This window comes from Christensenella massiliensis, from assembly GCF_040409835.1.
Lineage (GTDB): Bacteria > Bacillota > Clostridia > Christensenellales > Christensenellaceae > Christensenella > Christensenella massiliensis.
Genome location: NZ_CP117826.1, coordinates 611,791 through 638,588, shown reverse-complemented (window position 1 = coordinate 638,588; position 26,798 = coordinate 611,791). Strand labels below are relative to the sequence as shown.

25 protein-coding genes are annotated in these 26,798 nt (G+C 48.4%); 22 read left to right on the top strand and 3 right to left on the bottom strand.

The features are described 5' to 3' along the window. Positions 1 to 7 precede the first annotated feature (7 nt). Entirely contained in the window at positions 8 to 949 is a 942-nt protein-coding gene (locus tag PUP29_RS03085; RefSeq protein ID WP_353423825.1) for a hypothetical protein, read from the bottom strand. A 126-nt stretch (positions 950 to 1,075) separates the two neighbouring features. Continuing rightward, positions 1,076 to 1,951, bottom strand: coding sequence for a patatin-like phospholipase family protein (locus PUP29_RS03080; RefSeq protein WP_353423823.1), 876 nt, complete (start codon positions 1,949 to 1,951; stop codon positions 1,076 to 1,078). A gap of 82 nt (positions 1,952 to 2,033) precedes the next feature. On the opposite strand from PUP29_RS03080, the gene PUP29_RS03075 reads away from it, so the two are divergent. The 3 genes from PUP29_RS03075 to PUP29_RS03065 all read left to right on the top strand — a co-directional run bounded on the left by PUP29_RS03075 (position 2,034) and on the right by PUP29_RS03065 (position 3,708). Next, positions 2,034 to 2,852, top strand: coding sequence for a glycerophosphodiester phosphodiesterase family protein (locus tag PUP29_RS03075; RefSeq protein WP_353423821.1), 819 nt, complete (start codon positions 2,034 to 2,036; stop codon positions 2,850 to 2,852). After that, positions 2,845 to 3,030, top strand: a complete 186-nt coding sequence (locus PUP29_RS03070; protein WP_353423820.1) for a hypothetical protein — start codon at positions 2,845 to 2,847, stop codon at positions 3,028 to 3,030. The genes PUP29_RS03075 and PUP29_RS03070 overlap by 8 nt, the downstream gene beginning before the upstream one ends. A gap of 126 nt (positions 3,031 to 3,156) precedes the next feature. Further along, on the top strand, positions 3,157 to 3,708 hold the full coding sequence (locus tag PUP29_RS03065) for a glutathione peroxidase (RefSeq protein ID WP_079547295.1): 552 nt from the start codon (positions 3,157 to 3,159) through the stop codon (positions 3,706 to 3,708). 72 nt (positions 3,709 to 3,780) lie between these two features. Here the strand turns inward: PUP29_RS03065 and PUP29_RS03060 are convergent, their stop codons facing one another. Then, a complete protein-coding gene (locus PUP29_RS03060; RefSeq protein ID WP_353423818.1) occupies positions 3,781 to 5,454 on the bottom strand; it encodes a formate--tetrahydrofolate ligase in 1,674 nt (557 codons plus the stop codon). Positions 5,455 to 5,540: 86 nt separating this feature from the next. Between PUP29_RS03060 and PUP29_RS03055 the strand changes: the two genes are divergently transcribed. From PUP29_RS03055 to guaA, 19 genes are all read left to right on the top strand, one after another. Continuing rightward, positions 5,541 to 6,155, top strand: coding sequence for a hypothetical protein (locus PUP29_RS03055; RefSeq protein ID WP_079547297.1), 615 nt, complete (start codon positions 5,541 to 5,543; stop codon positions 6,153 to 6,155). A 153-nt stretch (positions 6,156 to 6,308) separates the two neighbouring features. Then, on the top strand, positions 6,309 to 6,788 hold the full coding sequence (locus PUP29_RS03050) for a hypothetical protein (protein WP_079547298.1): 480 nt from the start codon (positions 6,309 to 6,311) through the stop codon (positions 6,786 to 6,788). 71 nt (positions 6,789 to 6,859) lie between these two features. Further along, entirely contained in the window at positions 6,860 to 7,411 is a 552-nt protein-coding gene (locus PUP29_RS03045; protein ID WP_079547299.1) for a helix-turn-helix domain-containing protein, read from the top strand. Positions 7,412 to 7,425: 14 nt separating this feature from the next. Further along, the gene (locus tag PUP29_RS03040; protein ID WP_079547873.1) at positions 7,426 to 9,084 is read left to right on the top strand and encodes an AMP-binding protein; all 1,659 of its coding nucleotides are present in this window, start codon (positions 7,426 to 7,428) and stop codon (positions 9,082 to 9,084) included. A gap of 12 nt (positions 9,085 to 9,096) precedes the next feature. Continuing rightward, on the top strand, positions 9,097 to 9,957 hold the full coding sequence (locus tag PUP29_RS03035; RefSeq protein ID WP_353423817.1) for a hypothetical protein: 861 nt from the start codon (positions 9,097 to 9,099) through the stop codon (positions 9,955 to 9,957). A gap of 119 nt (positions 9,958 to 10,076) precedes the next feature. After that, positions 10,077 to 10,493: a secondary thiamine-phosphate synthase enzyme YjbQ gene (locus PUP29_RS03030; protein WP_353423816.1), complete on the top strand. Its 417-nt coding sequence runs from the start codon at positions 10,077 to 10,079 to the stop codon at positions 10,491 to 10,493. 26 nt (positions 10,494 to 10,519) lie between these two features. Further along, a complete protein-coding gene (locus PUP29_RS03025) occupies positions 10,520 to 11,317 on the top strand; it encodes a lysophospholipid acyltransferase family protein (protein ID WP_353423815.1) in 798 nt (265 codons plus the stop codon). Beyond that, on the top strand, positions 11,307 to 12,179 hold the full coding sequence (galU, locus tag PUP29_RS03020; protein ID WP_079547303.1) for a UTP--glucose-1-phosphate uridylyltransferase GalU: 873 nt from the start codon (positions 11,307 to 11,309) through the stop codon (positions 12,177 to 12,179). Before PUP29_RS03025 ends, galU begins: the two co-directional genes overlap by 11 nt. Continuing rightward, on the top strand, positions 12,176 to 13,414 hold the full coding sequence (locus tag PUP29_RS03015; protein WP_079547304.1) for an adenosylhomocysteinase: 1,239 nt from the start codon (positions 12,176 to 12,178) through the stop codon (positions 13,412 to 13,414). The genes galU and PUP29_RS03015 overlap by 4 nt, the downstream gene beginning before the upstream one ends. Positions 13,415 to 13,418: 4 nt before the next feature. Beyond that, the gene (locus PUP29_RS03010; protein ID WP_353423814.1) at positions 13,419 to 14,702 is read left to right on the top strand and encodes an amidohydrolase; all 1,284 of its coding nucleotides are present in this window, start codon (positions 13,419 to 13,421) and stop codon (positions 14,700 to 14,702) included. An 11-nt stretch (positions 14,703 to 14,713) separates the two neighbouring features. Then, complete coding sequence (locus tag PUP29_RS03005; RefSeq protein WP_079547306.1) at positions 14,714 to 16,552, top strand: hypothetical protein; 1,839 nt, start codon at positions 14,714 to 14,716, stop codon at positions 16,550 to 16,552. Between the two features lie 84 nt (positions 16,553 to 16,636). Beyond that, complete coding sequence (locus PUP29_RS03000) at positions 16,637 to 18,121, top strand: B12-binding domain-containing radical SAM protein (protein WP_079547307.1); 1,485 nt, start codon at positions 16,637 to 16,639, stop codon at positions 18,119 to 18,121. An 80-nt stretch (positions 18,122 to 18,201) separates the two neighbouring features. Next, positions 18,202 to 18,666 carry a CtsR family transcriptional regulator gene (locus PUP29_RS02995; RefSeq protein ID WP_079547308.1) on the top strand — a complete coding sequence of 155 codons (465 nt, stop codon included), beginning with the start codon at positions 18,202 to 18,204 and terminating at the stop codon, positions 18,664 to 18,666. A gap of 5 nt (positions 18,667 to 18,671) precedes the next feature. Next, on the top strand, positions 18,672 to 19,139 hold the full coding sequence (locus PUP29_RS02990) for a UvrB/UvrC motif-containing protein (protein WP_079547309.1): 468 nt from the start codon (positions 18,672 to 18,674) through the stop codon (positions 19,137 to 19,139). A 121-nt stretch (positions 19,140 to 19,260) separates the two neighbouring features. After that, complete coding sequence (locus tag PUP29_RS02985; RefSeq protein ID WP_353423811.1) at positions 19,261 to 21,693, top strand: ATP-dependent Clp protease ATP-binding subunit; 2,433 nt, start codon at positions 19,261 to 19,263, stop codon at positions 21,691 to 21,693. Positions 21,694 to 21,786: 93 nt separating this feature from the next. Continuing rightward, positions 21,787 to 22,878 (top strand): MraY family glycosyltransferase, encoded by a 1,092-nt coding sequence (locus PUP29_RS02980; protein ID WP_079547310.1) that lies wholly within the window; start codon positions 21,787 to 21,789, stop codon positions 22,876 to 22,878. Between the two features lie 108 nt (positions 22,879 to 22,986). After that, positions 22,987 to 24,435: an IMP dehydrogenase gene (gene guaB / locus PUP29_RS02975; protein WP_434542797.1), complete on the top strand. Its 1,449-nt coding sequence runs from the start codon at positions 22,987 to 22,989 to the stop codon at positions 24,433 to 24,435. 7 nt (positions 24,436 to 24,442) lie between these two features. Continuing rightward, positions 24,443 to 25,219 carry a hypothetical protein gene (locus PUP29_RS02970; protein ID WP_079547312.1) on the top strand — a complete coding sequence of 259 codons (777 nt, stop codon included), beginning with the start codon at positions 24,443 to 24,445 and terminating at the stop codon, positions 25,217 to 25,219. After that, entirely contained in the window at positions 25,216 to 26,748 is a 1,533-nt protein-coding gene (guaA, locus tag PUP29_RS02965) for a glutamine-hydrolyzing GMP synthase (RefSeq protein WP_353423810.1), read from the top strand. The genes PUP29_RS02970 and guaA overlap by 4 nt, the downstream gene beginning before the upstream one ends. Positions 26,749 to 26,798 lie beyond the last annotated feature (50 nt).

The following is a 26,798-nucleotide window of genomic DNA, read 5'->3' as shown; positions in this document are numbered from 1 at the left end:
TTTTCCCTCACTTTGAGTATGGTTCAAAAATGATCCAGCGAAAGCAGTCCTCCCCCTCCGGCATATAGACCTCTATCGTATCGTTCGAGCCGAACTGATATCCGAAGCCGGTACCGAAATTGGACTGGCCGTTTTCAGCGGGAAGCTTTGCACCGTCTACGGAAGAAGTGATCTCGCCGTCCAAAGTTCCGCAGCGGTTATGGACGGCGCTCCCGCGTCCGGTGCTGCGGTAGAGAATGCCGTCTACCATGAGCATCGGAGGTTTGTCCTGCTGCGCTTCCTGTTCAAAAATGATCCATTTGCCGTCCATATTGACGTAAAGCGTTTCATCTTCGAGGACATATCTGCTTCCGACAAAGCCAAAATTGCTTTGCCCGTTTTCCGTTGGAAGCTCCGTGACGCCGGTAGAAGAGCATATCTCGCCCGATATCGCCGCGGAAGCGCCCATCGGGCTTTCCCTGCCTGTATCCAAATAGAGCGCGCCGTCCACCATGACCATTGGACGCCTAGCCGCCGGGGATTCGGAGCCTTCATGCTCCTGAACGGGCGGAGACGAAGCGCCGCGCAGCCGATACCATTCGCCGTCGAGAACGAGATAGCGCTCATCCGGGCCCAAATCCTGAAATGAAAAAAGCGTCATGCCGTCCGGCGTCCTGAAATCATAGCTTTCGCCGCCGTCTATGGTTTGCCCCGGATACTCGCCGTCCTTGAATTTTTCTTTCCGTTCCACATCAAGCTCTAAGAGCCATTCGTGCAAATTTTCAAGCATTCCCGGTGAAACCGTGAAGTTCCTTTCCTCCGCATAGATGAAGTGGGAGGCGTTCAGGGTATTTATGTCTTCCGGTATGATCTCCAGAAGTTTGTCTTTTGATAAAACAGTACCGCAGGACGCGGAAACCAACAGAACAGGAAGCAATACGGCGCACAGCACGGCATTCCATCGTTTCATGGTGTATCCTCCGGGCAAAATGAGTGTCTGTAAGAGAATGAAAGCTTTTATCTATTATATACCCTGATATTTCATGATTGAACAGTCTTTTTTGAGAAAATTCATAAACTGTTCAGAAAAGAGCCGCTATTTGCGCAGCTCCACATTTTCGAGGCCGTCGGCAAAAGCAAGCAGCTTATCGCGCATTGCCATAGCGTCGTCATAGCCGACCTGATACTGCGCAGACAGTTTCGCAGGATCCTTTTCCATACGGCCCGCGATGATTGGCTTGGTAGGACGAATGATGAGAGCGTTTCCCGCCCGTTCCTGCTGCTGTGCGATCTCGATGCTCTTGTTGTAGTATTGCCAGCGTGTGGCGACCGTGTGTGCGAATGCCCTGTGAGCAGGGTAACGCAGGTAGGGAAACCAGCTAAACCTGCTTTTCTGATGCCGGAAGCCTTCGCATCTGGTCAGCACGATGATATTCTTGGCGTTGCCTTTCGCAAGAGAATATTCGATTGGAATAGAATCAGAAGCTCCGCCGTCCATGAGCTTATGGCCCTCTACCTTTACGATGGTGGAAGCCATGGGGATAGCGGCCGTCGCACAAAGATATTTCATATCCGCATCCTGCTCCAGATCGGTAAGCTGTTTATAAAACGGTTTTCCATCCTCCACGTTTGTGGCGACTATCGTAAGCCGTTTTTTGGAATTTTTGAACCTATCGTAATCAAATGGGATGATATTACGTGTCACTTCATAGAAAACATATTTCATGCCGAAAAAAGAACCGGTAGTCAGAAAATTCCATGTACTCAGATATTTGCGGTTGATGCAGGTATTGTATATAGTAAGGTTTCTGCCGCGCTGCTCAGAAATATAAGAGATACCGTTTGCGGCGCCGGCAGATACGCCGATGATGTCCTGCATGTGAAGCCCTATATCTAAAAATGCGTCCAATACGCCTGCAGTATAAGAGCCGCGCATGCCGCCGCCTTCCAAAATCAAACCTGCTTTTCCCATCAAATCCACCTCATATTTATTATAACTTTTCTGTAGCAAAAAATCAAAAGTATGATACAATAGAGCGCGGGAGAATTTGGATATGTTTTGGATCATTTTAGCGGCAGTTGTAGTTGCGGGATTTTTTGCTCTTTATCGGTTCATGACAGCCGGCCGGCCGACAGATTCGTGGCTGGCAGATTTTGACTATGCGCACCGTGGACTTCATTCACAGGAAGCGCCGGAGAATTCGTTGGCGGCTTTTCGCCGGGCCATGCAGAACGGATATGCCATTGAGCTTGACGTTCACCGGTCGAAAGACGGAAGGATCATGGTTTTTCATGACGATGATTTAGAACGTATGACGGGAACGCGCGGGAAAATAGAGGATATGACGGCAGAGGAGCTTAGAGCTTTGCGGTTGAATAAGAGCGGGGAGTGTATTCCGTTTTTAGAGGAAGTACTGGAATTGGTAAATGGGAAAACGCCTCTGCTGATTGAATTGAAGAATACGGGAAGAGCCGGAATGCTTGAGGTAGACGTATATAAACAGATGAAAGACTATCATGGGAAATATGCGGTTCAGTCTTTTTCGCCGTTTTCTATCCGCTGGTTTTATAAACATGCGCCGGAGATATTGAGAGGACAGCTTTCCGCGACCTTTACGGAGGGAGCGGAAGCGATCCCTTTATGGCAGCGATGGGGTCTGCGGCATCTTTTGTCTAATGTCCTTTGCAGGCCTAATTTTATCAACTATGAGAAGCAAGGTCTGCGGGAGACTATTCTGAAAAGACTGAGAAAAAAGGGCTTGCCTGTTTTTGCATGGACGATTCGAACAGAGTACGAGGCAAAGCAAGCGCTTTTCTTTGCCGATGCGCTCGTCTTTGAAAATTTTGAGCCGGAGGAAGAAAAGCGTGCATAAGAAGCTTTCGGCTATATTGGTGCTTGCGTTAGGAGCGTTTTCCTTTCTGATCATGATCCCGGAGCTTTTATGGCTGGGACTTGCATTTGCAGGCGCTGGAGTGATCGCGGGTGCGGCAGGTCTCAAGAGGGCCCCGGTCTGTTCGGGCATTGGCATCGTTCTTTCGATCATTGCGTGAGTACTCTGCCTGAACAGCATGATATGAGCAGAAAAATTTCTGCCGCTTTGATAAAATCTGGTTTCGCAGTTCGTTCCGAATGGTATCAATAAATAAAAATGATAGTATCAGGAATGGAGTGAGCGAATGAACATCTATGACTTTACCGTAAAGAAAATGAACGGAGAACCGCAGCCTTTAAAGGATTATTCCGGAGAGCTGCTGCTGATTGTCAACACGGCGAGCAAATGCGGTTTTACGCCGCAGTTTGAGGGGCTGGAAATGCTCTATAAAAAGTACCGCGATAAGGGATTTATGATCTTAGGCTTTCCATGTAATCAATTTGCAGGACAAGATCCGGGAACGAATGAGGAGATACAGGAGTTCTGTTCCCTTAATTTTGGCGTAACGTTCCCTATGATGGCTAAGATCGAAGTGAATGGGGAAAACGAGGAACCGCTTTATCAATATTTAAAAGAGCAAAAGGGCTTTGGCGGCTTTGACATGGCGCATCCGATCGCCGCAAAGTTAGACGAGATCCTACGCGCGGATGACGAGGATTATGACAAAAATAGTGATATCAAATGGAATTTTACAAAGTTTTTGATCGGCAGGGACGGAACGGTGCTCGAGCGCTTCGAGCCGACTACGACTCCGGAACAGATCGAAGCAGTTTTGGAACGGGCGCTTGCCCAATAGACAGCAAATAAAAACACCGCTTAGGCGGTGTTTTTATTTGCGGTGTTTTTATTTGGAATAGTACCAACATAGCTAAAAGAGCCCAACTATTTCGCCCGCTTCATCAAAGCCGATCGCTTCTGCGGCAGGCCGTTTGGGTAACCCGGGCATGCGCATGATCGTTCCGCACAACGCTACGATAAAACCAGCGCCGGAGTTCAGCGTCACATCACGCACCTCCATCACAAAAGCTTCCGGAGCACCGAGCTTTTTCGGGTCGTCAGAAAACGAATATTGAGTCTTGGCAATACAGATCGGAAGATTAGAATAACCCTGTGCTTCATACATTTGAAGCTTGCGGAGAGCTGCTTTAGAGAAATCGACGCGCTCCGCTCCGTAGATCCTTGTGGCGACATCGGTGATTTTCTGCATAAGCGGCGCGGCATAATCGTATGGATGGCTGGGCGAAGAGTGAGTGAGCATAGAATCGACGACTGCATCTGCAAGCTCAAGCGCGCCTTCGCCGCCCTTGGCCCATACATCGCATATCACAGCCTTTACACCTGCGGAATGCGCCTGCCTGCAGATCTCTTCCAGTTCTGCATCTGTGTCGGACAGAAAACGGTTGACTGCAACTACAACGGGCAGACCATAGATATTTTTCAATGTATCTATATGACGGCGAAGATTAGCAGCGCCTTTTGCGAGCGCTTCCACATTCTCCTCTGTCAAGCTTTCGCGAGGAACGCCACCGTGATATTTCAGTGCGCGCGCCGTAGCGACAAGAACGACGGCATCCGGCCAAAGATCAGCGGCGCGGCACTTGATATCGAGGAACTTTTCTGCGCCGAGGTCTGCGCCGAACCCCGCCTCGGTCACGGTGTAATCAGCGAGATGATTCGCCATCCTTGTAGCAATAATGCTGTTGCAGCCATGCGCAATATTGGCAAAGGGACCGCCATGCATAAAGATAGGCGTATGTTCAAGGGTTTGTACAAGATTCGGCTTGATCGCTTCCTTGAGAATGACGGCCATGGCGCCGCCTGCACCGATATCCTTTGCGAAAACCGGCTCTCCGTCTAAATTGTAACCGATCGTGATACGGTCGAGCCGCCGGCGCAAATCGTCTAAACCAGAGGCAAGACACAAAACGGCCATGATCTCGGAAGCAGCCGATATATCGAAGCCGTCCTGACGCGGAATACCGTCGGTACGTTCGCCAAGGCCGCAGACGATGTTGCGCAGGGCGCGGTCGTTCATGTCCATACAGCGCTTGAAGGTAATGCTTTTTATATCGAGCCGCAGCAGATTACCATGATAAATATGATTATCGATCATTGCACACAATAGATTGTTGGCAGTCGTTATCGCATGGATATCTCCTGTAAAATGCAGATTGATATCTTCCATCGGAATAGCCTGCGCATATCCGCCCCCCGTCGCGCCTCCTTTGATACCGAATACAGGCCCGAGAGAGGGCTCGCGCAGAGCAAGGCACGTTTTTCTGCCGCTGCGCGCAAGACCATCCGCAAGGCCGATCGAAACGGTCGTTTTCCCTTCGCCCGCAGGGGTGGGGTTGATTGCTGTAACGAGGATCAAACGTCCCGGCTGCTTCGATTTTTCAAGCTGCTCCAGATAGGAAAGCTCTACCTTGGCGATGTTTTTGCCGTAAGGCAGCAATACATCGTCCGGGATCCCCAGCGTCTCAGCGATTTTGGCGATAGGCTCCGGTGTTATAGAATTTGCGATTTTCAGATCGTTGTTCATGGGTGTCACTCCTACTAATGATTGGCTTATTTCTTCTATTTTCATCTATCTGACTATGTTTGTCAATGTATGTTATAATAAATACTATGGAAAAGGAACTTGCATTTTTTAAAATCGATGGAAGCTATTACGGCGGAGACCAGAACTGGCATACACATCACATGATGAAGCTTGGAGGCTGTTCGGCGGTATGCGCATGCGAGCAATGTATTTCTGCGGCAAAGACGTTCCCCGCGCTGACCGGATTATATCCGTTCGATCCGGAGCGTGTGAGCAAAGACGATTTTTTGAGGTTTTTCGAAAAAATGTTCCGCTATATCCATCCGGGGATCGGCGGCCTGACCAGTATCGATAAATTTGAAAGAATGTTTTTGAAATATGCGCATGCCGCCGGGGTCGATCTGGCATTAGAAAAGCTTGACGGACATGCGGACGTCAAACAAGCGGGAAGATTCGTACAGGAGGCCATTTCATACGGCGTACCCGTTATGTATCTGATGCTGAAGCACGCGGACGCTGCATTTGACGAATTTGAATGGCATTGGTTCAATCTGACCGGCTTCAAAACGCAGGAGGAAAAAATGGATGTGTCATTCGCCACGTGGGGAAGAAGATGTACCTTTGATTTTATGCGTGCGTGGGATACCGGGAAATTTTGGAGAGGAGGAATGCTGCGTATTGCAAAAAGCTGTTTAAAATAGCTGTATGCAAATTTGGATGGAAACGGGCGGTAAAACTCTTTACATCCGGAGCGGTTTTTAATATACTAAAAGAATCGGGTCTGCGGCCGGACCAAATTTGAAAAAGCAGTCACGGCAGATGCGGCCCGGCGAAAGGGGCATATATCAAAGAAGATGAAGAAAAAACTGATCGTACTATTTGTTATTGTAATAGCGGCGGCCGTTGTCTTTACTGGCTGCGGCGGCGCGCAGCAGATCGCGCGGCCGGAGGCGGATTCAGAGACGACATTTGAAGTGACGGGTTCCTGCACGGCGGAACTCGTGGATGGGAAACTGGTCGTTTCCGGAGAAACGAATCTGATGGATGGAACAAACGGCATTATCAGCGTTCTCAATTCCGACGGAACGCGCATTGAGCAGCAGAAAGTAACAAAGGAAGGCGATAACCTGAAAGCGGAATTTACAGTAGGAGAAGACTGGCCCGATAAGGTCTATGGATTCCTTATGTTCGATACCTCAAAGTCGGACGGACAGCCGGACGAAGTAAAAGAGGCTTATGGAAAGAAATTTCAAAACCTGACGGGAGACGACCTCATCTGGGATCAGAACGGCATCATTGTCGTTTTCCAGAGCGAAGCGGTCGAGATCAATTAAAAAATGAGACAGCATAGGAATACCCCGCGCTTTTAAACGGGGTTTTCCTTTTTCAGATAGGAGTTTTAAAAATGAATGAAATCAAAGAGATCGCACAGAGGATCAGTGTCCTGCGGGAGATCGAAGAGATCAGCATTGAAGAAATGGCTGAGCTTACCGGAAAAACAGTAGACGAATACCGCGAGTATGAGTCGGGAGAAAAGGATTTTTCGTTCAGCTTTCTGTATACGCTGGCGAACCGCTTCGGCGTAGACATTACAGAGCTTCTGACAGGAGATAATGCCAAGCTTAAGACCTTTACTTTGGTAAGAAAAGGCGAAGGACTGAAAATGGAGCGGCGCAAAGCCTATAAATATCAGCATTTGGCGCCCATCTTCAAAGAAAGAGCGATGGAGCCTTTTCTCGTAACGGTAGAGCCGAAGGATACGGATGCCGTCAAGAAAAATGCACATGAGGGACAGGAAATGAACTATGTTGTGGAGGGAAGCATGACCATTTTCATCCATGACGCAGAGATACGGCTGAACGAGGGCGATACCGTGTATTTTGACGCTTCCACTCCGCACGCGATGCGGGCGGAAGATGGGAGACCCTGTAAATTTTTGGCGATCATTTCAAAGTGAGGGCAAATATGAGGATATACGAAAAATTCAGTACGACAGGCTTTACCAGCTATGAAGATTTTGCAAAGAATTACAAAACGATCGTTCCCGAAAATTTTAATTTTGGCTTTGACGTAGTCGATGTGCTTGCACACGAAAAACCGGATAAACGTGCGCTCCTGTGGACGAATGATGCGGATGAGGAACGGACGTTTACGTTCGCGGATATCAGTAGGCTTTCCAATCAGGCTGCTAATTTTTTCCGGGGAGAGGGAATCGGAAAAGGCGACAAAGTAATGCTTATTTTAAAGAGGCATTATGAATTTTGGATCTCGATCATTGCACTGCATAAATTAGGAGCGATTGCGATCCCCGCCACGCATCTTTTGACGAAAAAGGATATCGTCTACCGTAATAATGCAGCGGACGTTAAAATGATCGTCTGTACGAAAGACGGCGAGCTCAAGGAGCATGTGGAGGACGCGGAGGCGGAGTCGCCTACGCTTGAGAAAAAAGTTATTGTAGGGGAAAAAAGGGAAGGCTGGCTCGAATTTTGGGAAGAAATGGAACGGTATGGGCAGGATTTTCCACGCCCACAAGGCGATGAAGCTACGCATAATGATGATATTATGCTGTTATACTTCACGTCGGGAACGACTGGGATGCCGAAAATGGTCGCGCATAATTTCACCTATCCGCTCGGGCATATCGTGACTGCGGTCTATTGGCATAATGCCGACCCGGAGGGGCTGCATCTTACCGTTGCAGATACCGGGTGGGCGAAAAGCGCATGGGGAAAGCTTTATGGGCAATGGCTCGCGGAAACGTGCATTTTTGTGTACGATATGGATAAATTTGTACCGGATAAGCTCCTGAAAAAGATAGAGGAATACCGCGTAACGACATTCTGCGCGCCGCCGACGATCTATCGCTATTTTATCAAAGAAGACCTTACAAAATATGACCTTTCAGCGCTGAAATATGCGACGATCGCAGGAGAACCGCTGAATCCGGAGGTCTACTATCAATTTAAGGAAGCGACGGGCCTGAAATTGATGGAGATATACGGGCAGACAGAGCTTACCGTAACGATCGGGAATTTTATCTGGATGGAGCCGCGGCCCGGTTCTATGGGAAAACCGAATGCGATGTACGACCTTGATATCGTAGATGAAAACGGCGATTCCTGTGCACCCGGAGAAACGGGGGAGATCGTGGTATATACAGATAAGGAAGTCCCTACGGGAATGTTTCTTGGATATTACCGCGATGAGGAACGAACGCAGAGCGTATGGAACTATGGCGTATATCATACGGGAGACGTGGCTTGGAAAGATGAAGACGGTTATTTCTGGTATGTTGGACGCGCGGATGATGTGATCAAATCATCGGGATACCGTATTGGCCCGTTCGAAGTGGAAAGCGCACTGATGGAGCATCCTGCCGTATTGGAGACCGCCATCACGGGAGTTCCGCACCCGGAAAGGGGACAGATCGTTAAAGCAACGATCGTTTTGGCAGAGGGCTACCAGCCGTCTGAAGAGTTGAAAAAGGAATTGCAGAACCATGTGAAAAAGACGACGGCTCCTTATAAATATCCGAGGGAAATCGAATTTGTAACAGAACTGCCGAAGACGATAAGCGGAAAGATCCGCAGGGTAGAGCTTCGGGAAAAGGACAACAAGAAAAAATAGAAAGGTAAGAATATGGAAACGACAGTAAATAGAACGAAAAGAGCACCATTTATTATTTTAGCCATTATCATTCTGGCGGCCTGCGCAGTTTTCTTCACGGGATTCGGAGGATATATGCATGAAGCTGCCGCCGCTTCCGGAATGACGCTTGGAATTCAAATGATACTCTATTATTTGTACCTGTACGGCGGCATGATGGTCGCCTGCATTGTAGTCCTCATGCTGATGGTATTATTGCTGAAAAACAAACGCGAATTTTTTGCAAAAATATTCGTATGGGGCGCTTTCCTTTTGGCCATGCTTGCGAGCGCAGGCTTTTTCGGGAATCTGGTTCAGGTTTCGAGCTTCACCACGACCGAACAAGGAGTTGCCTATTTCGCCACCTATATTCCCTATGTGGTGTTTGTTGTATCCTCCATCGCCCTGATCGTACAGTGGGACAGCAGCAGCCGCAGGGCGGTTAATCTGGTCTCGCTTGTCAGCCTGATGGTTTCTGCGGTTTTGACGGTTCTGCTCATCGCAAACATCATGACACAGATGCAGTCTATGCTGGATACGTTGGGAACGATCCAAACGGCCTATATTTATCAGTATATGTTCATGATCGCGATAGGGATCATCTGCACTCTCATGTGTGCGCTCTATTTTTCTGTTACACTCGACAGAAGAAAATTTGACTGCAATATGATCGGAATGACAGACGAAGAAGCGGCGATCGTGGAGCGGATCGAAGCACGGGTCGACGAGATCGCCGATGAAGTCGAGGAGCTTGCGGCGGAAGGAGAGGCAGTCATCGCGGAAGAAAAAAAGATAGAAGAAGCGAAAGCCGACCGGCAGAAGCAGGAAGAAAATGATCCGGAAAATGAAAAATAAATAAGCTGCGGCAAGAAGCGCTTCGGCCTTTAGGCAGGAGCGCTTTTTCAATGAAATCGTTTTGCGCTATGGTATACGCTATGGTATAATATAATATCTGGCAATAAGGAGATGAAAAAATGAAAAGTTATCGCAGCGTATTGGAATTCGATTTGCCTCAGCGCAGGCAATTTGTCAATATCACGCCTCAGGTAGAACAGGCGCTGAAGGAAAGCGGCGTTCGGGAAGGACTGTGTCTTGTGAATGCCATGAATATCACAGCAAGCGTTTTTATTAACGACGATGAAAGCGGACTCCATGCTGATTTTGAAAAGTGGCTGGAGCGGCTGGCGCCGGAAAAACCATATAGCCAATATGCACATAACGGTTATGAGGACAATGCAGATGCCCACATGAAACGGACGGTCATGGGCAGGGAAGTCGTTGTCGCGGTTACGGACGGGTGGCTTGATTTTGGAACGTGGGAGCAGATTTTTTACGGCGAATTTGACGGGAAGCGGAAAAAACGCGTATTGATCAAAATAATAGGAGAATAACGTTTTTGAAACCAGAAGAGGAAGATTTGAATAGACAAGAGCACAGCGAGCCGAAAACAGAACTGGAAAAATTACGCGAAAATGGCAAGCGGCGAAGAAAGGGCCCGGCAGAACGGATGTGGGCGCCTATTAAATTGCACCTTGATGAAGATTATCAGTATGTGACGAAAAACTGGGGCCTGCGTTTTTTATATTATTTTGCGATGTTTGTCGGAATGCCTTTTGGCTATTTGTTTTTCAAGATACGCTGGGGCTTCGGCGTGATCGGAAAGAAAAATGCAAAGCTCGTAAAGAAAACGGCGGCGATCACAGTAGCGAATCATGTGCACAATATGGATTCTCCCATGCTGACCTACGTATTTTATCCAAGCGCACCCTATTTTGTCGCTCTAAAACACAATTTTGAGGCATTCATCATTGGCGGCTTGGTGCGGGTCCTGCGAGGTGTTCCGTTACCGTCGGATATAAAAAATTTCGAGCATTTCTCCGAGCAGATGAATCATGTGCTTCAGCATACGACGCGGAAAGTTCATATGTATCCGGAGGGAGAGATCGCGCCTTATTCACGCGAGCTGCGTTCCTTTAAAAATGGGGCGTTTCATTTTGCCGTAAAAAACGACGTGCCCGTGCTGCCGATGGTGTTTGTATTTCCAAAGCCTAAGAAAGTAAAGCTGATCGTCGGAAAACCGGTTTATTTGAAAGACGTACCGGGGACGGAAGGGGTAAAAGCACCGCGGCAGACTGTTATGCTGTGCAGATATGTGAAAGAAAGAATGCAGGAAATGCTGGATGAATACTATGGAGGGCTCGAACATGAAAATTAGGAAAGCCGTGATTCCCGCGGCAGGGCTTGGAACGCGCTTTTTGCCGGCAACAAAAGCTCAGCCGAAAGAAATGCTTCCCATCGTAGACAAGCCGACGATACAATATATTGTTGAAGAAGCGGTCGCGAGCGGAATAGAGAGCATCGTTATCATTACAGGACGCAGTAAACGTGCGATCGAAGATCATTTCGATAAGTCGATCGAGCTTGAGCTTGAATTGACGAAAAAGAACAAAACAGAGCTTCTGCAGCTTGTGGAGGATATTGCGCACATGGTAAACATGATGTATGTGCGGCAAAAGGAGCCTCTTGGCCTCGGACATGCAATACTGACAGCCAAAGATTTCATTGGCAATGAACCGTTTGGCGTGATTTTGGGCGACGACGTGGTAAAGGGACAAGCACCGGCACTGCGGCAGCTTATGGACGCTTATGAAAAATGCGGAACAACGGTCCTTGGCGTACAGAAGGTAGATATTATGGACACGGACAAATATGGAGTGATCGCAACGGACGATAAAACCGGACGGCTGCACCGTGTCACAGATCTTGTTGAAAAGCCGGGGCCGGAACATGCGCCGTCCGATATTGCCATTCTTGGAAGATATGTGCTCACCCCCGGTATCTTTGAGGCGATCGAAAATACACCGCCGGGAAAGGGCGGCGAGATACAACTGACAGATGCGATCAAAAGACTGAACGGCGAAGAAGACGTTTATGCATACGAATTCGAGGGAAAACGGTATGATGTGGGAGATAAGCTTGGTTTTTTGAAGGCGACCTGCGAATTTGCTCTTGACAGAGACGACCTGCGGGATGACTTCACACAATATTTGAAGGAATTGGTTGGTAATTTGAAATGAGTGATATCAGAGATATAAAACTTGCACCGGCGGGAAAACAAAAGATAGAATGGGTCAAACGGTATATGCCGGTCTTAAGCAGCTTCCGGGAGGAATTCGCTTCCCAAAAGCCTTTCGAAGGCTATCAGCTTTGCGTATGCTGTCACCTTGAGGCGAAGACAGCCTATTTGATCCAAGTGCTTCAGGCATGCGGGGCAAAAGTCGCGGCATGTGCCTCCAATCCACTCTCCACGCAGGATGATGTAGTGGCGGCGCTCGTTGAGGGGGGCGCAGATGTATATGCGATTCACGGTGAAACGATGGAGCAGTATGAAGCACATATCAAAAGTGCGCTTGCGGCAAAGCCAAATTTAATCGTAGATGACGGCGGCGATGTGATCACGATGCTGCACAGAGAGTTCCCGGAGTTGCTTGAGAACGTGATCGGCGCGAGCGAAGAAACGACTACGGGGGTGTTGCGTCTCAAGGCAATGGAAAAAGCGGGAGAACTCAAAATCCCTGTGATTCCGGTCAATGACGCGCAATGTAAATATTTGTTCGATAACCGTTATGGAACAGGGCAATCTGTCTGGGACGGTATTATGCGGACAACGAACCTGATCGTCGCAGGAAAACGTGTCGTAGTCGCCGGATACGGCTGGTGCGGCAAGGGCGTAGCAAAGCGGGCGGCAGCACTCGGCGCGCGTGTGATCGTAACGGAGGTAGACCATATCAAAGCGGTCGAAGCATTAATGGACGGCTTTGATGTAATGAGCATGGATGAGGCAGCGGCGCTTGGGGATGTGTTCGTGACGGTCACGGGCTGCGAAGATGTGATTGTGAAACGGCATTTTGATCAGATGAAAGACGGCGTGCTTCTTGCAAACGCCGGACATTTTGATTGCGAGGTCAACGTTGCGGAACTTGCGGCAACCAGCGAAAAAGTGATCGAAATGCGGAATAACGTAGAGGGTTACATCCAGACGGACGGGAGAGTGCTCAATGTCATCGCGGGAGGACGCCTCGTTAATTTAGCGTCGGGCGACGGACATCCGGCGGAAATCATGGATATGAGCTTCGCGCTGCAATTTTTGGCGCAGAAATATATTCGGGATCATTATGCTTCTATGAAGCCGGGGCTGATGAATCTGCCGGAGGACATCGATTACAGCGTGGCGGTCCGGAAATTGAACGCGCTGGGAGGATCGGTCGACGTACTTACCCCGGAGCAGCATAAATATTTATATGGAGACTGATGATATGATAGAAATTCGGAACGCGGTAATTATCACCAATAGCGATACAGGCGATGTAATAAAAAATGCGGTTGTGCAAGTAGCAAACGGAAAAATCGCTTATGCCGGGGCTGCGGAACATGCGCCGGACTTTGAAGCGCAGCGCGTGATCGATGCACATGGGAATATTGTGATGCCCGGCTTTGTAAATATGCATACGCATGTTCCCATGAATCTTTTCCGGTCGTATGCCGATGACCTTGACCTGATGACATGGCTGAATACACGGATTTTTCCTGCCGAGGACCGCTTGACGGAAGAAAGCGCCTACTGGGCCAGTATGGCGGCTATGTGCGAGCTTGCCGCATCTGGAACGGTCGCATTCAATGAGATGTATTTTTTTATTGATTCCATAGCAAAAGCGGCTCAAGAGAGCGGACTGCGGGCGTTTTTGTCCCGCGCGGTCGTTACGCCTGCCCCGGGCGTAGGCGAGCGGATGCTGGATGAGAGTGAAGAACTGTTCCATAAATATGACGGGAAGGGGAGACTGCGTGTATTCATGTCGCCTCATGCCCAATATACAGTAGAAAACAGCATGCTGGAAAAGATAGCGGAAAAAGCAAAAAAGCTTGGAACAGGCGTTCACATGCACATATCAGAAACAAGAGGAGAACATGAAAATTGTGTGCAGGAGCAGGGCATGACGCCGATTGAGCTTTGCAAAAGCGTCGGACTGCTGGATGTTCCGTTTTATGCTGCGCATTGCGTATGGGTGAGTGAACATGATATGGAACTGATGGCGGAACATGGAGGCACGGTATTATCCTGTCCGAAAAGCAATTTGAAGCTTGCAAGCGGGATCGCTCCGCTTTCCAAAATGATGGAAAAGGGGATCAGCGTGACTTTTGGAACAGACGGAGCATCGTCCAACAATAAGCTTTCTATGATGGAAGAAATGACGTATGCCTCTTTTCTCCAAAAAGGAACGACCTACGATCCGAAAGTGATGCCTGCAGTACAGGCGCTGAAGATGGCCACACGCGGCGGAGCGGAAGCGTTAGGCCTCGAAAGCGGCGTGATCGAAGCGGGCAAAAATGCCGATATTATTATGCTGCGTACGGATGGAATACGGTATACACCGGATTATGACCCGGTATCCCTTGTCGTATATGCAGGCAGCGATGCGGACGTATGCATGACTATGGTGGGCGGCGATATCATCTATGAAAACGGAACATTTTCCTTTGCAGACATAGACGAAGTAAAAGCGAAGATCGCAGAATATGCGGAAGATATGAAAAGGATTTAAGGATAGATTCTATGCAAAAAAAGTTCAGCTGCATTTTAATGATTTTGCTTGCGGCGGCTTGTCTTTTTGTTTCGTGCGCACAGGAGGGGCAGCAAACGCCGAGTGAGCCGCAAACCGAAAAGCAGGTCGCTGGAACTGTGACAGGCGGGGATCCCTCTTTAGGAGACGCGGTAAATCTAAAAGATATCAATGTGGAACAGCAGGGAGAAAATACAGTTATTACGATGTATTTCCTAAACGGCTCAAGGCTATCGGGAGTAGATGAATCCAAGCTTTCCGCTGTACCGGGATACAGTGTAAAGCTGTTGTCTTCTCCTTACCGTTTGCAGGTAGACCTTTCTGTTGGTTATTGGGATTATGTGGAAAATAACGAGACTTACGACAACAGTATTTTATATGGATTATTCAGTGCGATCCATTCGGAGGGAGAGAAAAAGCTTTCCGTATTTTTTCAGCTGAATAATAATGCGAAGGCTGTATTGAGCGAAGAAGACGACAAACTGGTCATCACCTTGTCACCGGACGAACAGGGAGCGCGAGAGGCCTATTTTGTAGGTCTGAACGCCTATGAAGCGTATGAGCAGGGGCTGATCCCGGAAGATGCGGGTCTGACACCCACGATGTGTGAGGGGCTTACCGATGTTACTTTGGTTTCCGCACCTCTGCGGGATGAGACTTCGGCACAAAAGCTGGCTGAGGAGATCGACCTGAAGATCGCAAGTGCGGTGCCCGCTAAAAAGGCTTATGTATTCACAATGAGCACGGATGGGCTTCCGGCTTATAATAAAGATGCAGATACGGAATCGGTAAAAGAAGAGCCGGTTGTTTTGAAAGATGGAATGCCTGCAGTATTGCCGGTATTGGTAGAAAACGGACGCTATCTTTGCACAACGGTTCAGGGAAATATCATTTATGCGCGTTCTTATGTACCGAACAGCGGTGAAGACACGGAGCAGGTATTGAAAGAACGGCTGTGGATGATTGAGACGAACGGCAAAAAGACGCAGTTTGAGCTTCCGGACTTTTATGGGATAGAGAAAGCTGCGGTCTCGGCTGATGGACGCTATATTGGGATATTGGATTCCGGTATTGAAAACAAAGTGCTCTATGTTTACGATATGCAGGACAATATCCTGCATAATCTTGGAGAAGAAGGACTGGGCACGATCACAACTTCCTTTGCGTGGGATGCTGAAAGGCCTGTTATTTATGCAATGTCCGGAGTGGGCGCGGCGGAGGGAACGAGCTCCCTGCAGCTTGTGAAATATGATTTTTCACGAGAGGGAGGGGAGCGGGTCGAAGCGATTGGCGGAGATATGCCGGGCACCGACAGCAAAATAACTCTTGTGAACGGAAGTATTTACTTTGCAGATAAAACGGCCGGAGAAATATATGCTGTTGACACCGCCGCGGAGGAACGGCGTAAAGTCGCTGATGGGATCGACTTTGCCGTATCGCCGGACGGCAATCATATAGCGGCAGTCGTGCCGGTCGTAGAGGCAGAGGAAGAGGGGAGCTCCGTCACGTTTAATATCACGGTCACAAATCTGGCGACCGGAGAGAAGCGGGATGTGTTTCAGGGGATCGGCGAGGGAGAGAGCCCAAGTATTGGATTTGATGCGGGAAGCGATATCCTGTATTTTACAACCTACTCCTATGAGGGCGTGACAGAGGATTATCAGGTAGCGATCATGGAATATACGATCTCTTCTGATGAGCTGTCCCTGATGGAATATTCGAAAACAGAACGTATCATGCCGGGGGTGAATGTTGGAGAGATCTATGTGATCAATTATTACAGTCAAAATGAAGACAGCTTTTATGTTACGTATGTCCAGACAGAAAAATAAAAAAACCGGCCAGGCCTATCCTATAGAAAATGTGACAAAAAGGGATCAAGGCCGGTTTTCTATTTGCTGTAACGGAATATTTTTATGAAAAATTTATTGGTTGCGTTAAATTCCAGTTATATCCATACAAATCCGGCGGTCCGCTCGCTTTCCGCAGCCTGCTGCGGAAAAGCCTTTTTTTCGGAATATAATATCAATGAGGACAGTCATAACGTTCTGCGGGATATTCTTGAACAGCATGCTGATGTCGTTGCTTTTTCCTGCTATATATGGAATATTGGGAATGTACTGCAACTTGCGGAGGACCTCAAAAAGGCGGCGCCCGAGACGATGGTCGTCTTGGGAGGCCCGGAGGCTTCCTTTCGTGCAGGGGAACTGATAGAACTGTGGTACATTGATTTTTTGGTATGCGGCGAGGCGGAGGAGAGCCTGCCGGAGCTATTTTTGGCATTGGAGACCGGAAGCGGAATAGAGAGCCCGGGGCTCCTCTATAAAAAGAACGGGCGGCCTGCGGGAGAAAAAGTTTATCGTATCGTAGAGAAAATGGAAGCTCTGCCTGCGCCGTTTGCTGCCGGAGACGAGTATGACGAAAATAAAATATATTATTACGAATCGTCGCGGGGATGTCCGTTTTCCTGCGCATACTGCATGTCTGGCATTGGCATCCCTATACGCGAGAAAGCTTTGGAACAGGTAAAGAAAGAAATCAGACTCTTTACTGAACGGAACGTAAAGCTGGTAAAGTTTACAGACCGCACCTTTAATGCACATGTATCGCGTGCAAAAGAGATACTGCGTTTTGTGATGGATGATACGGGAGAAACATGTTTTCATTTTGAAGTCGCGCTCGATTTAATGGATGAGGAAATGATTGCGCTTCTCCAAAAAGCGGCGCCGGGTAAAATACAGCTCGAAGCGGGCGTGCAGACGACGAATGCACGTACTCTGCAGGCTATTATGCGAAAAACGGATTTGAAAAAAGTAAAAAAGAATGCGAAGCGGATCATGGCGCAGGGCAATATCCATCTGCATTTGGACTTGATTGCCGGCCTGCCCTATGAGGACTATCACAGCTTTCGCAATTCTTTCAATGAAGTATACGGCCTCTATCCAGACGCGCTGCAATTGGGTTTTTTGAAGCTGCTTCCGGGAACTGCGTTAAGAGAAGCGGCAGAGCAGTATGGGGTCGTCTATCGGAGCTATCCGCCGTATGAAGTGATCGAAACCAACGACATTTCAGCAGGCGAGCTTTTGCACTTGAAAGAGATCGAAGGGCTTTTGAACCGTTATTATAATACAGGGCGGGCGAGAAACGCGCTTGATTTTCTTACTCAAAACGCTGTAATGGAGCCGTTCGAGCTTTATGACACTTTATGCAGCTTTTGCAGACAAGAGGGCTATGCGAGCCGGCCCTTAAGCGCAAGGAACCAATTTGTCGTTTTGATCGAATTTGCAAAAAAGAGTCTTGCAGCGAACCTCTTGCCCCCCTTTTTTTCTTTGCTGAGACAGGATTACGACCGCGTCAGGATCAAGGGAAAAATTCCGGAAGAATTGGAAAAAAATGTTTGAAAAATATGTTTATTCTGTTGAAACAGGGGTATTATTAAAATAAAGGTCAAAGAAAGTCAAAGAAAGGAGAGGAGGAAAAAATGTCGGTGCTGAGCGACCATATTGAAGATTTCATTAAGGAGCTGATGACGGAAGAGGACGGAACAGCAGAACTGCAAAGGAATGAATTGGCACAGCGGTTCCAATGTGCGCCGTCACAGATCAACTATGTATTGACCACAAGATTCTCTCCTAACAGAGGATATATAACGCAGTCAAGACGCGGAGGAGGAGGTTATATCCGGGTCATTCGCCTGAATGTGGATAAATGTGCTTATATCTCGCAGATCATAGAGCAGAACCTAAGACAAGGGATCAATATGAGGCAGGCAGGAGAGCTCATAGAGGGGTTTGTACAGACTGGCGTTATAAACGGGAATATGAAGAATATGCTGCTGGCCGCAGTTTCAGACAAAGCGCTCACAGGTGCCGGAGAACAAAAAGACGAGCTGAGAAGTTCGATTTTGAAAGAAGCATTGACTTCTGTTTTATTAAAGGAGGATTGAATAATATGTTATGTGATAAATGCAAGCAAAGAGAAGCGAATGTCCATATCAAGCAGAGTATCAACGGTGTGACAACAGAGCGCAATCTATGCGAAGTATGTGCGCGGGAAGAAGAGGGGCTGATGAATGCTTTTTCAATGGACGGCCTTTTCAATGACCTGTTTGCGACAAGTCTGATGAAACGGGGAAGAGGCAGACTCGCCAGCATGTTCGATATCATGCCGCAGCTCCCGCAGACGGCAAACGAACGGTATAATGCAGAGTTTGCAGGCGTTGAACAGCCGTATGTAAGCGGGATAGAGCTTCCCGAAATAAACCTTGCGCCTCATGGAAAAGAAAAAACGCAAAAGGTGGAAGAAAACGATTTGAGAGCGCAGCTGGCACAAGCAATCAAAGAAGAAAATTATGAAAAAGCAGCAGAGATACGCGATAAAATGAAAAAAGAAAAAGAGGGCCGCGAAGAAAAGGCCTGAATTGTTTGAATAAGGGCAACAGCGGTTATTTTATAACAAAAGATAAAATAGAAAGAATAGGCTTGCCGTTTGCTGAAAAAAGCGGTGGCTTTCTGAAAGAAAGCCTAAGGGAGGAATCAATATGAGCAACAATATGTCGAGATTTACCGCGGGGGCGCAGGAAGCTGTGAACCAAGCGGCACAATTTGCAAGCAGTATGGGAGAAAATTATGTAGGAACGGAGCACTTGCTTTTGGGTATGATCTTAGAGGGCGGCGCAGCCGCCGAGATCCTGCAAAAGCAGGGGATCGATGCCGAAAAGGCAACGGAATATATTCGTTCGGTATCTACGGACGGCGGCTATGGAAATCCGCAAGTGATCGGATATACGCCGCGTACTAAAAAAATCATCGAAATGAGCGTCGTTTTTTCGCGACAGCTCGGACAGAATTTTATTGGAACGGAGCATATGCTTCTGGCAATCATCAATGAGCGTGAGAGTATGGGATTCCGTATGCTGCGCGACCTCGGAGCAGATTTAGCCGCTATGCAGCAGGAGATACTGGCTGTTGCGCAGGGCGCGCCTACAGGCAGCGAAGAGAACAGCAAATCGAGTACGCCGAAATTGGATAAGTTTGGCCGGGATCTTACGCTTGCAGCAAAAAACGGTGAGCTTGATCCTGTGATCGGACGTTCAGAAGAGATAGAACGGATCATACAGATACTGAGCCGCCGTACGAAAAACAACCCTGTTTTGATCGGTGAACCGGGCGTTGGGAAATCTGCAATCGCAGAAGGCCTTGCAGAAAAAATCGTGGAAGGTAATATACCGGATATGCTGAAAAACAAGCGGGTCGTGATGCTTGATCTTGCTGGTATGCTGGCAGGCTCAAAATTCCGCGGAGAATTTGAGGAGCGCTTAAAAGACGCGCTTGATGAACTGAAAAAGGCGGGAGACGTTATCCTGTTTATCGACGAGCTCCATACGCTGATCGGCGCAGGCGCGGCAGAGGGCGCGATGGATGCGGCAAATATCTTAAAGCCGATGCTCGCGCGGGGCGAAATTCAAGTGATAGGCGCGACGACGATCGATGAATACCGCAAGCATATCGAGAAGGATGCGGCTCTTGAACGTCGTTTCCAGCCGGTCAATGTCGGGGAGCCGACACCGGAAGAGGCACTGCAGATTCTGGAAGGACTGCGCGATAGATATGAAGCGCACCATAAGGTGACTATTACGGATGAAGCGCTGAAGGCAGCGGTAGACCTGTCTACGAGATATATCATGGACAGATTCCTGCCGGACAAGGCGATCGACCTGATCGACGAGGCTGCTTCTAAAGTGCGGATCGCGATGTTTACCTCTCCGCCGGACCTCAAAGAATTGGAAGACAAGCTGGAAGAGATCGGAAAAGAAAAGGAAAGCGCGGTCGCGCATGAAGATTTTGAAAAAGCAGCGAAGCTGAGAGACGAAGAAGCGGATATCAAACGTGATATTGAGCACTGCTCCGAGGAGTGGCGTAAGGCTGTGGCAAAAGAGAAGGGCGTCGTTACAGAGGAAGATATTGCGCAGATCATCTCAAGCTGGACGCATGTTCCGGTCAGTAAGCTTACAGAGGATGAGAGCAAAAAGCTGCTGAATCTTGAAAACATGCTTCATGAACGTGTGATCGGACAGGATGAAGCGGTCACAGCAGTCGCAAAAGCGATTCGCCGTGCGCGTGCCGGACTGAAAGACCCAAACAGACCGATTGGTTCCTTTATCTTCCTTGGACCGACCGGGGTAGGCAAAACAGAACTCACGAAAGCACTCGCAGCGGCGATGTTCGGTGATGAAAACGCAATGATCAGGCTTGATATGTCGGAATATATGGAAAAGCACTCCGTATCTAAGCTGGTAGGTTCGCCTCCGGGATATGTAGGATACGATGAGGGCGGGCAGCTTACGCAGGCAGTGCGTACCAAGCCTTATTCGGTCGTGCTGTTTGATGAGATAGAAAAAGCGCATCCCGACGTATTCAATATGCTGCTTCAGGTTCTGGAAGACGGGCGGCTGACGGATTCAAAAGGCCGGACGGTCGATTTCAAGAACACGATCATCATCATGACATCTAACGTAGGCGCGCATGAGATCGCAAAAGGGAAGATCGGCTTCGCAAAAGAGGACGACGGAGATAAAGAAAAGCTGAAAGAATACGACGAGATGAAAGAGCGTATGATGGAAGCGCTGAAGAATACGTTCCGGCCGGAGTTTATCAACAGGATCGACGATATCATCGTATTCCACAAGCTCACGGGCGAAGATACGGAACGCATCGCAGAACTCATGCTGAACAGTGTCGCCAAACGCCTGCATGATAGGGAGATCGATCTTACCTATACGAAAGACGCGGCAAAACTGATGGCCAAAGACGGCATGAGCGACCAATATGGTGCACGCCCGCTGCGCAGGATGATCCAACAGACAGTAGAAGATAAATTGTCTGAAGAGATCCTCGCAGGGAAGATCAATATTGGCGATAAGGTAAAAATGTATGTAGAGAACGGAGATGTTGCATTTAAAAAGGAAAATTGATATAATGTAGCAAAGCACAAGTGCGGCAAATAATCTTTGCCGCTCTTGTGATATTTACTACTAGTTACGGCATGGAAAGAGGAATCGTCTATTATGGATGTACGCTCGGGCATTTTGATTGTGATCGCGTTGCTGTTTACGTTTTTTGTAACGTACACAACGACGCCGCTTGTCCGTAAGCTTGCGTTCAGAGTGGGCGCCGTTGATATTCCCAAAGATGAGCGGAGAATGCATAGCAAGCCGATCCCGACGATGGGAGGGCTTGCTATATTTGTCGCTTTTGCGTTTGGCATTCTTGTATTCGGCGAGATGGATCCTACCTTTATTGGCCTGCTGGTCGGTGCTTTCATGATTATCATTTTAGGAATATTAGATGATATTTATGATCTGAAGCCGTATATCAAGCTGCTTGGACAAATCGCTGCGGCACTTGTCGTTTGTTTTTCGGGCGTGCTGATCACCCGGGTAACGCTTTTCGATCAAATCATCTATTTCGGAAATTGGGCGATCCCGATTACAGTACTCTGGATCGTAGCCATCACCAATACGATCAATCTGATTGACGGCTTGGACGGCCTTGCCTGCGGCATCGTAGCGATATCATCCTTTGCGCTGTTAGCGGTTTCCCTGCTTTCAGCCTATGCACCTACAGCGTTTACTATAACGGTGATTGCCGCGGCGCTTGCAGGCTCGTGTCTCGGATTTCTGCCGTATAATCTAAATCCTGCAAAAATCTTTATGGGAGACGCAGGCTCCATGTTTTTGGGATTCGTTCTTTCAGTCATTTCGATACAGGGATTTTTCAAGATCAATGCAGTCGTATCGTTTGGTATCCCTTTTCTTGTTCTGGGATTACCTATCGCAGATACGGCGTTTGCGATCCTAAGAAGACTGCTGAAAGGGCAGCATCCGTTCCATGCAGATCGGAAGCACTTACATCATAGACTGATCGATATGGGGCTCAATCAGAAGCAGTCAGTTTCCTTGCTTTATGCGATCTCGGCGCTTCTCGCGATTTCGGCAGTCTTGTTTGCAGAGCGTGAATTTACAGGCGCGGTTCTTGTATTGGTGCTGTCTTTTGTAGTAGGCTCGATCAACTGGATCGTTTTGAAGCGGGAGCATCAGCACTCTCTTGCGGAAGAAGAAAGACAAAAAAAAGAAGAAAATAATATGCCGCCGCATTGACATGGATGCGCGTGCTTTTTTTATACCGCAAAATAAGCTGACAGCATTGTGCCCGGCGCATAATGTTAGGATAAATTTATATGAATGACCAGAAAGGAAGAAACGCACATGAAAATTACGGAAGGCCTTACATTTGACGACGTTTTACTGAAACCGCAGAAGAGTTTTGTTACGCCGAATGAAGTAGACGTTTCGACGCATATTACGCCGAACATCAAACTGAATATCCCAATCATGAGCGCTGCGATGGATACCGTTACAGAAAGCGGGCTTGCCATTGCGATCGCCCGTGAGGGAGGAATGGGAATTATTCACAAAAATATGTCGATCGAGCAGCAGGCAGATCATGTGGATAAGGTGAAAAGAAGCGAGCATGGCGTTATCAGCGATCCATTTTCGCTCTCTCCGGACCATACGGTAAACGATGCGGATCAGCTGATGGGACGTTATAAGATTTCGGGTGTGCCGATCGTAGAAAAGGATGGAAAACTGATTGGGATCATCACCAACCGTGATATGCGTTTTGAAACAGACTATTCACGCAAGGTAAGCGAAGTAATGACAAGTGACCATCTGATTACTGCACCGATCGGCACGACGCTCGACGAAGCACAGCAGATCCTGCGCAAATATAAGATCGAAAAGCTGCCCTTGGTAGACAAAGACGGAAAACTGATGGGGCTTATCACGATCAAAGATATCGAAAAATCGATTCAATATCCATTGTCAGCTAAAGATAAGGGCGGACGCTTGCTCGTCGGTGCGGCGGTAGGAACCGGGAACGGAACGATCGAACGTGTGGAAGCACTGGTGAATGCAAAGGTGGACGCGATCGTGATCGATACGGCGCACGGTCATTCCGCTTATGTACTGCAGGTACTGGAAAAGGTGCGCACGAGATTCCCGGAGCTTGATATTATTGTAGGGAACTGTGCGACCAAAGAAGCAGCGCATGATTTGATTGCGGCAGGCGCCAGCTGTGTAAAGGTAGGCATTGGGCCGGGCTCGATTTGCACAACGCGTGTTGTTGCCGGAATCGGCGTTCCGCAGCTGACTGCAGTTATGGACTGTGCGGAGGAAGCGGCAAAATACGGTGTCAAGGTGATTGCAGACGGCGGGATCAAATATAGCGGGGATATTACAAAAGCGCTTGCAGGCGGTGCTGCAGCCGTAATGATCGGGAGCCTCTTTGCAGGAACAAAGGAAAGCCCGGGAGAGATGGAGATTTATCAAGGAAGAAGCTTCAAGGTATACCGTGGTATGGGTTCGATCGCTGCAATGCAAAAGGGAAGCGCCGACCGGTATTTCCAAGAAGGAACGCAGAAATTGGTGCCGGAAGGCGTAGAAGGCCGCGTTCCGTTCAAGGGGCCGCTGGCGGATACGACTTACCAGATGGTAGGCGGATTAAAGTCCGGCATGGGTTATTGCGGGGCAGCGACGATCGAACAGCTGCAGAAAAATGCGGAATTTGTAAAGATCACAAATGCAGGGCTTTTGGAAAGCCATCCGCACGATATTAATATTACAAAGGAATCACCAAACTACAGCGCGAAGTAAACAGAAAATGACGGCGCAGAAGAAGTTCAGCCGACTTGTTCGGCTTATTTATGAGCTCGATCATGTGGCAGTGGCGTTTTCAGGAGGAATCAAATCGTCACTGCTGCTTTGTGCCGCACAGGAAGCGCATGGGCGTGACGTGTGGGCTTTGACTGTAAATGCAGCGTTTTTTACAAAGGAAGATTTATATTGCGTCCATGAGGTGCTGGAAGATTATAAGCTGAATGATGCCCGTATCCCGGTATATGTACTGCAGGAACAGGCGGTCTCCCGCAATGGCAGGGAGCGATGTAAAGTCTGCTCCGGAATGATGTCTGCAGAGCTTGCGCGATATGCGGAGCAGGTGGGCGCAGAGGTATTGCTGGATGGCTGTCTTAAAGGAGGCAAAAGCTGTATTGCTTTGCAGCGCTCGGAAAAGCTGGAATGCAGAAGTCCTTTTATAGAATTGGGATATGATATGCAGGATATCTGTGATATGCTTCAGGCAGTAGGAAGAGGCTACTATATCCGCAAGCCTGCCGGATGCCTTGCGGACCGTTTTGCACCGGAGGAGTATTTGACCGCGGAGAAGCTTGATTTTGTGGAAGAGGCGGAGGTTTTCATTCGGAAATTCGCGGGAAAGGAACGTCGCCTGTATTTTACAGATTGGAACGTTATAGTGTATACTAAAAAGGATTTATTGGAAGCGGAAAAGGAGAGCATTGGTGCTGAACTAAGAAAAAGAGGCGCAAAAAATGTGATGTTTGCTTCTTTGCAAGAGGATGGAGAGGAAAGATGCCTATGAGAGAAACGATTATTGTGTTGGATTTTGGCGGACAGTACAATCAGCTGATTGCCCGCCGTGTTCGGGAAGCCCATGTATATGCTGAGCTTATGCCATATCACACGGACGTCCAAAAAATCAAAGAAAAGAACCCGATTGGAATCATCTTTACAGGTGGTCCTAAGAGCGTATACGAAGCGGAAGCGCCGGTGTGCGATGAAAAAATTTTGTCGTTGGGGATCCCGATTTTGGGGATTTGTTATGGAAGCCAGTTGATCAGCATGCAGTTAGGAGGGCATGTCGCTTCAGCTCCGGCAGGAGAATATGGGAAAACAGAGATAGAGTATCAGACAGCAAATCCATTGCTAAAAGATATGGAAGTCAAATCAGTTTGCTGGATGAGTCATATGGATTATATCGATAAAGCTCCGACGGGCTTTGAAGTATTGGCGAAAACGACCTCCTGCCCGGTTGCTGCCTTTGGAAACCGGGAGAAGAAAATCTACGGTGTGCAGTTCCATCCAGAGGTACAGCATACGGCAGGCGGACAAAAGATACTGGAGCGTTTTTTATTTGATATATGCGGTGCAAAGGGGGATTGGGATATGAATGATTATGCAAAGCAGGCAATTGAAGAGATTCGGGAAAAAGTAGGCGATAAAAAAGTCCTATTAGCTCTTTCGGGCGGCGTAGACAGTTCTGTCTGTGCAGTCCTGCTGCATAAAGCGATTGGCAAAAATCTGACCTGCGTTTTTGTCGATACAGGGCTTATGAGAAAATATGAGCCTGAAGAGGTGGAAAACGTTTTCAAAAAACAGTTTGATATGAATCTGGTTCATGTCAAGGCAGAGAAGAGGTTTCTTGAGAAACTGGCTGGCGTCACAGAACCGGAACGGAAACGCAAGATTATTGGTGAAGAGTTTATACGCGTCTTTGAAGAGGAAGCGAAGAAAATCGGGAAAGTGCATTTTCTTGCACAGGGAACGATCTATCCGGATGTCGTTGAGAGCGGCGTAGGCGACGCGGCGCTTATTAAAAGTCATCATAATGTAGGCGGACTGCCGGAGCATGTTGATTTTGATGAGATTATAGAGCCTTTGCGCGAATTATTTAAAGACGAAGTGCGGGAACTCGGCGAAGAACTGGGACTTCCGCGCCATATGGTATGGAGACAGCCATTCCCGGGCCCGGGCCTTGCGATTCGTGTGATTGGTGAGATCACAAAAGAAAAGCTCGACCTTCTGCGAGACGTAGACTTTATTTTCCGTGATGAAATCGCCAAAGCAGAACTGGATGAAAAAATATGGCAGTATTTTGCGGTGCTGACCGACATGCGAAGCGTAGGTGTAATGGGGGATGAGCGGACCTACGATTACACGGTCGCCCTGCGCGGCGTGACGAGCGTGGACGCAATGACGGCGGACTGGGCCCGTATTCCGTATGATGTGCTTGGAACCATTTCCAACCGCATCATCAACGAGGTGCCGCACATCAACCGTATCGTTTATGACATTACGAGCAAACCGCCGGCAACGATTGAGTGGGAGTGATGTTTTTGGCTTAACCATGCGGGTTTGAGCCGGACGGCGTTTGAGTGGGA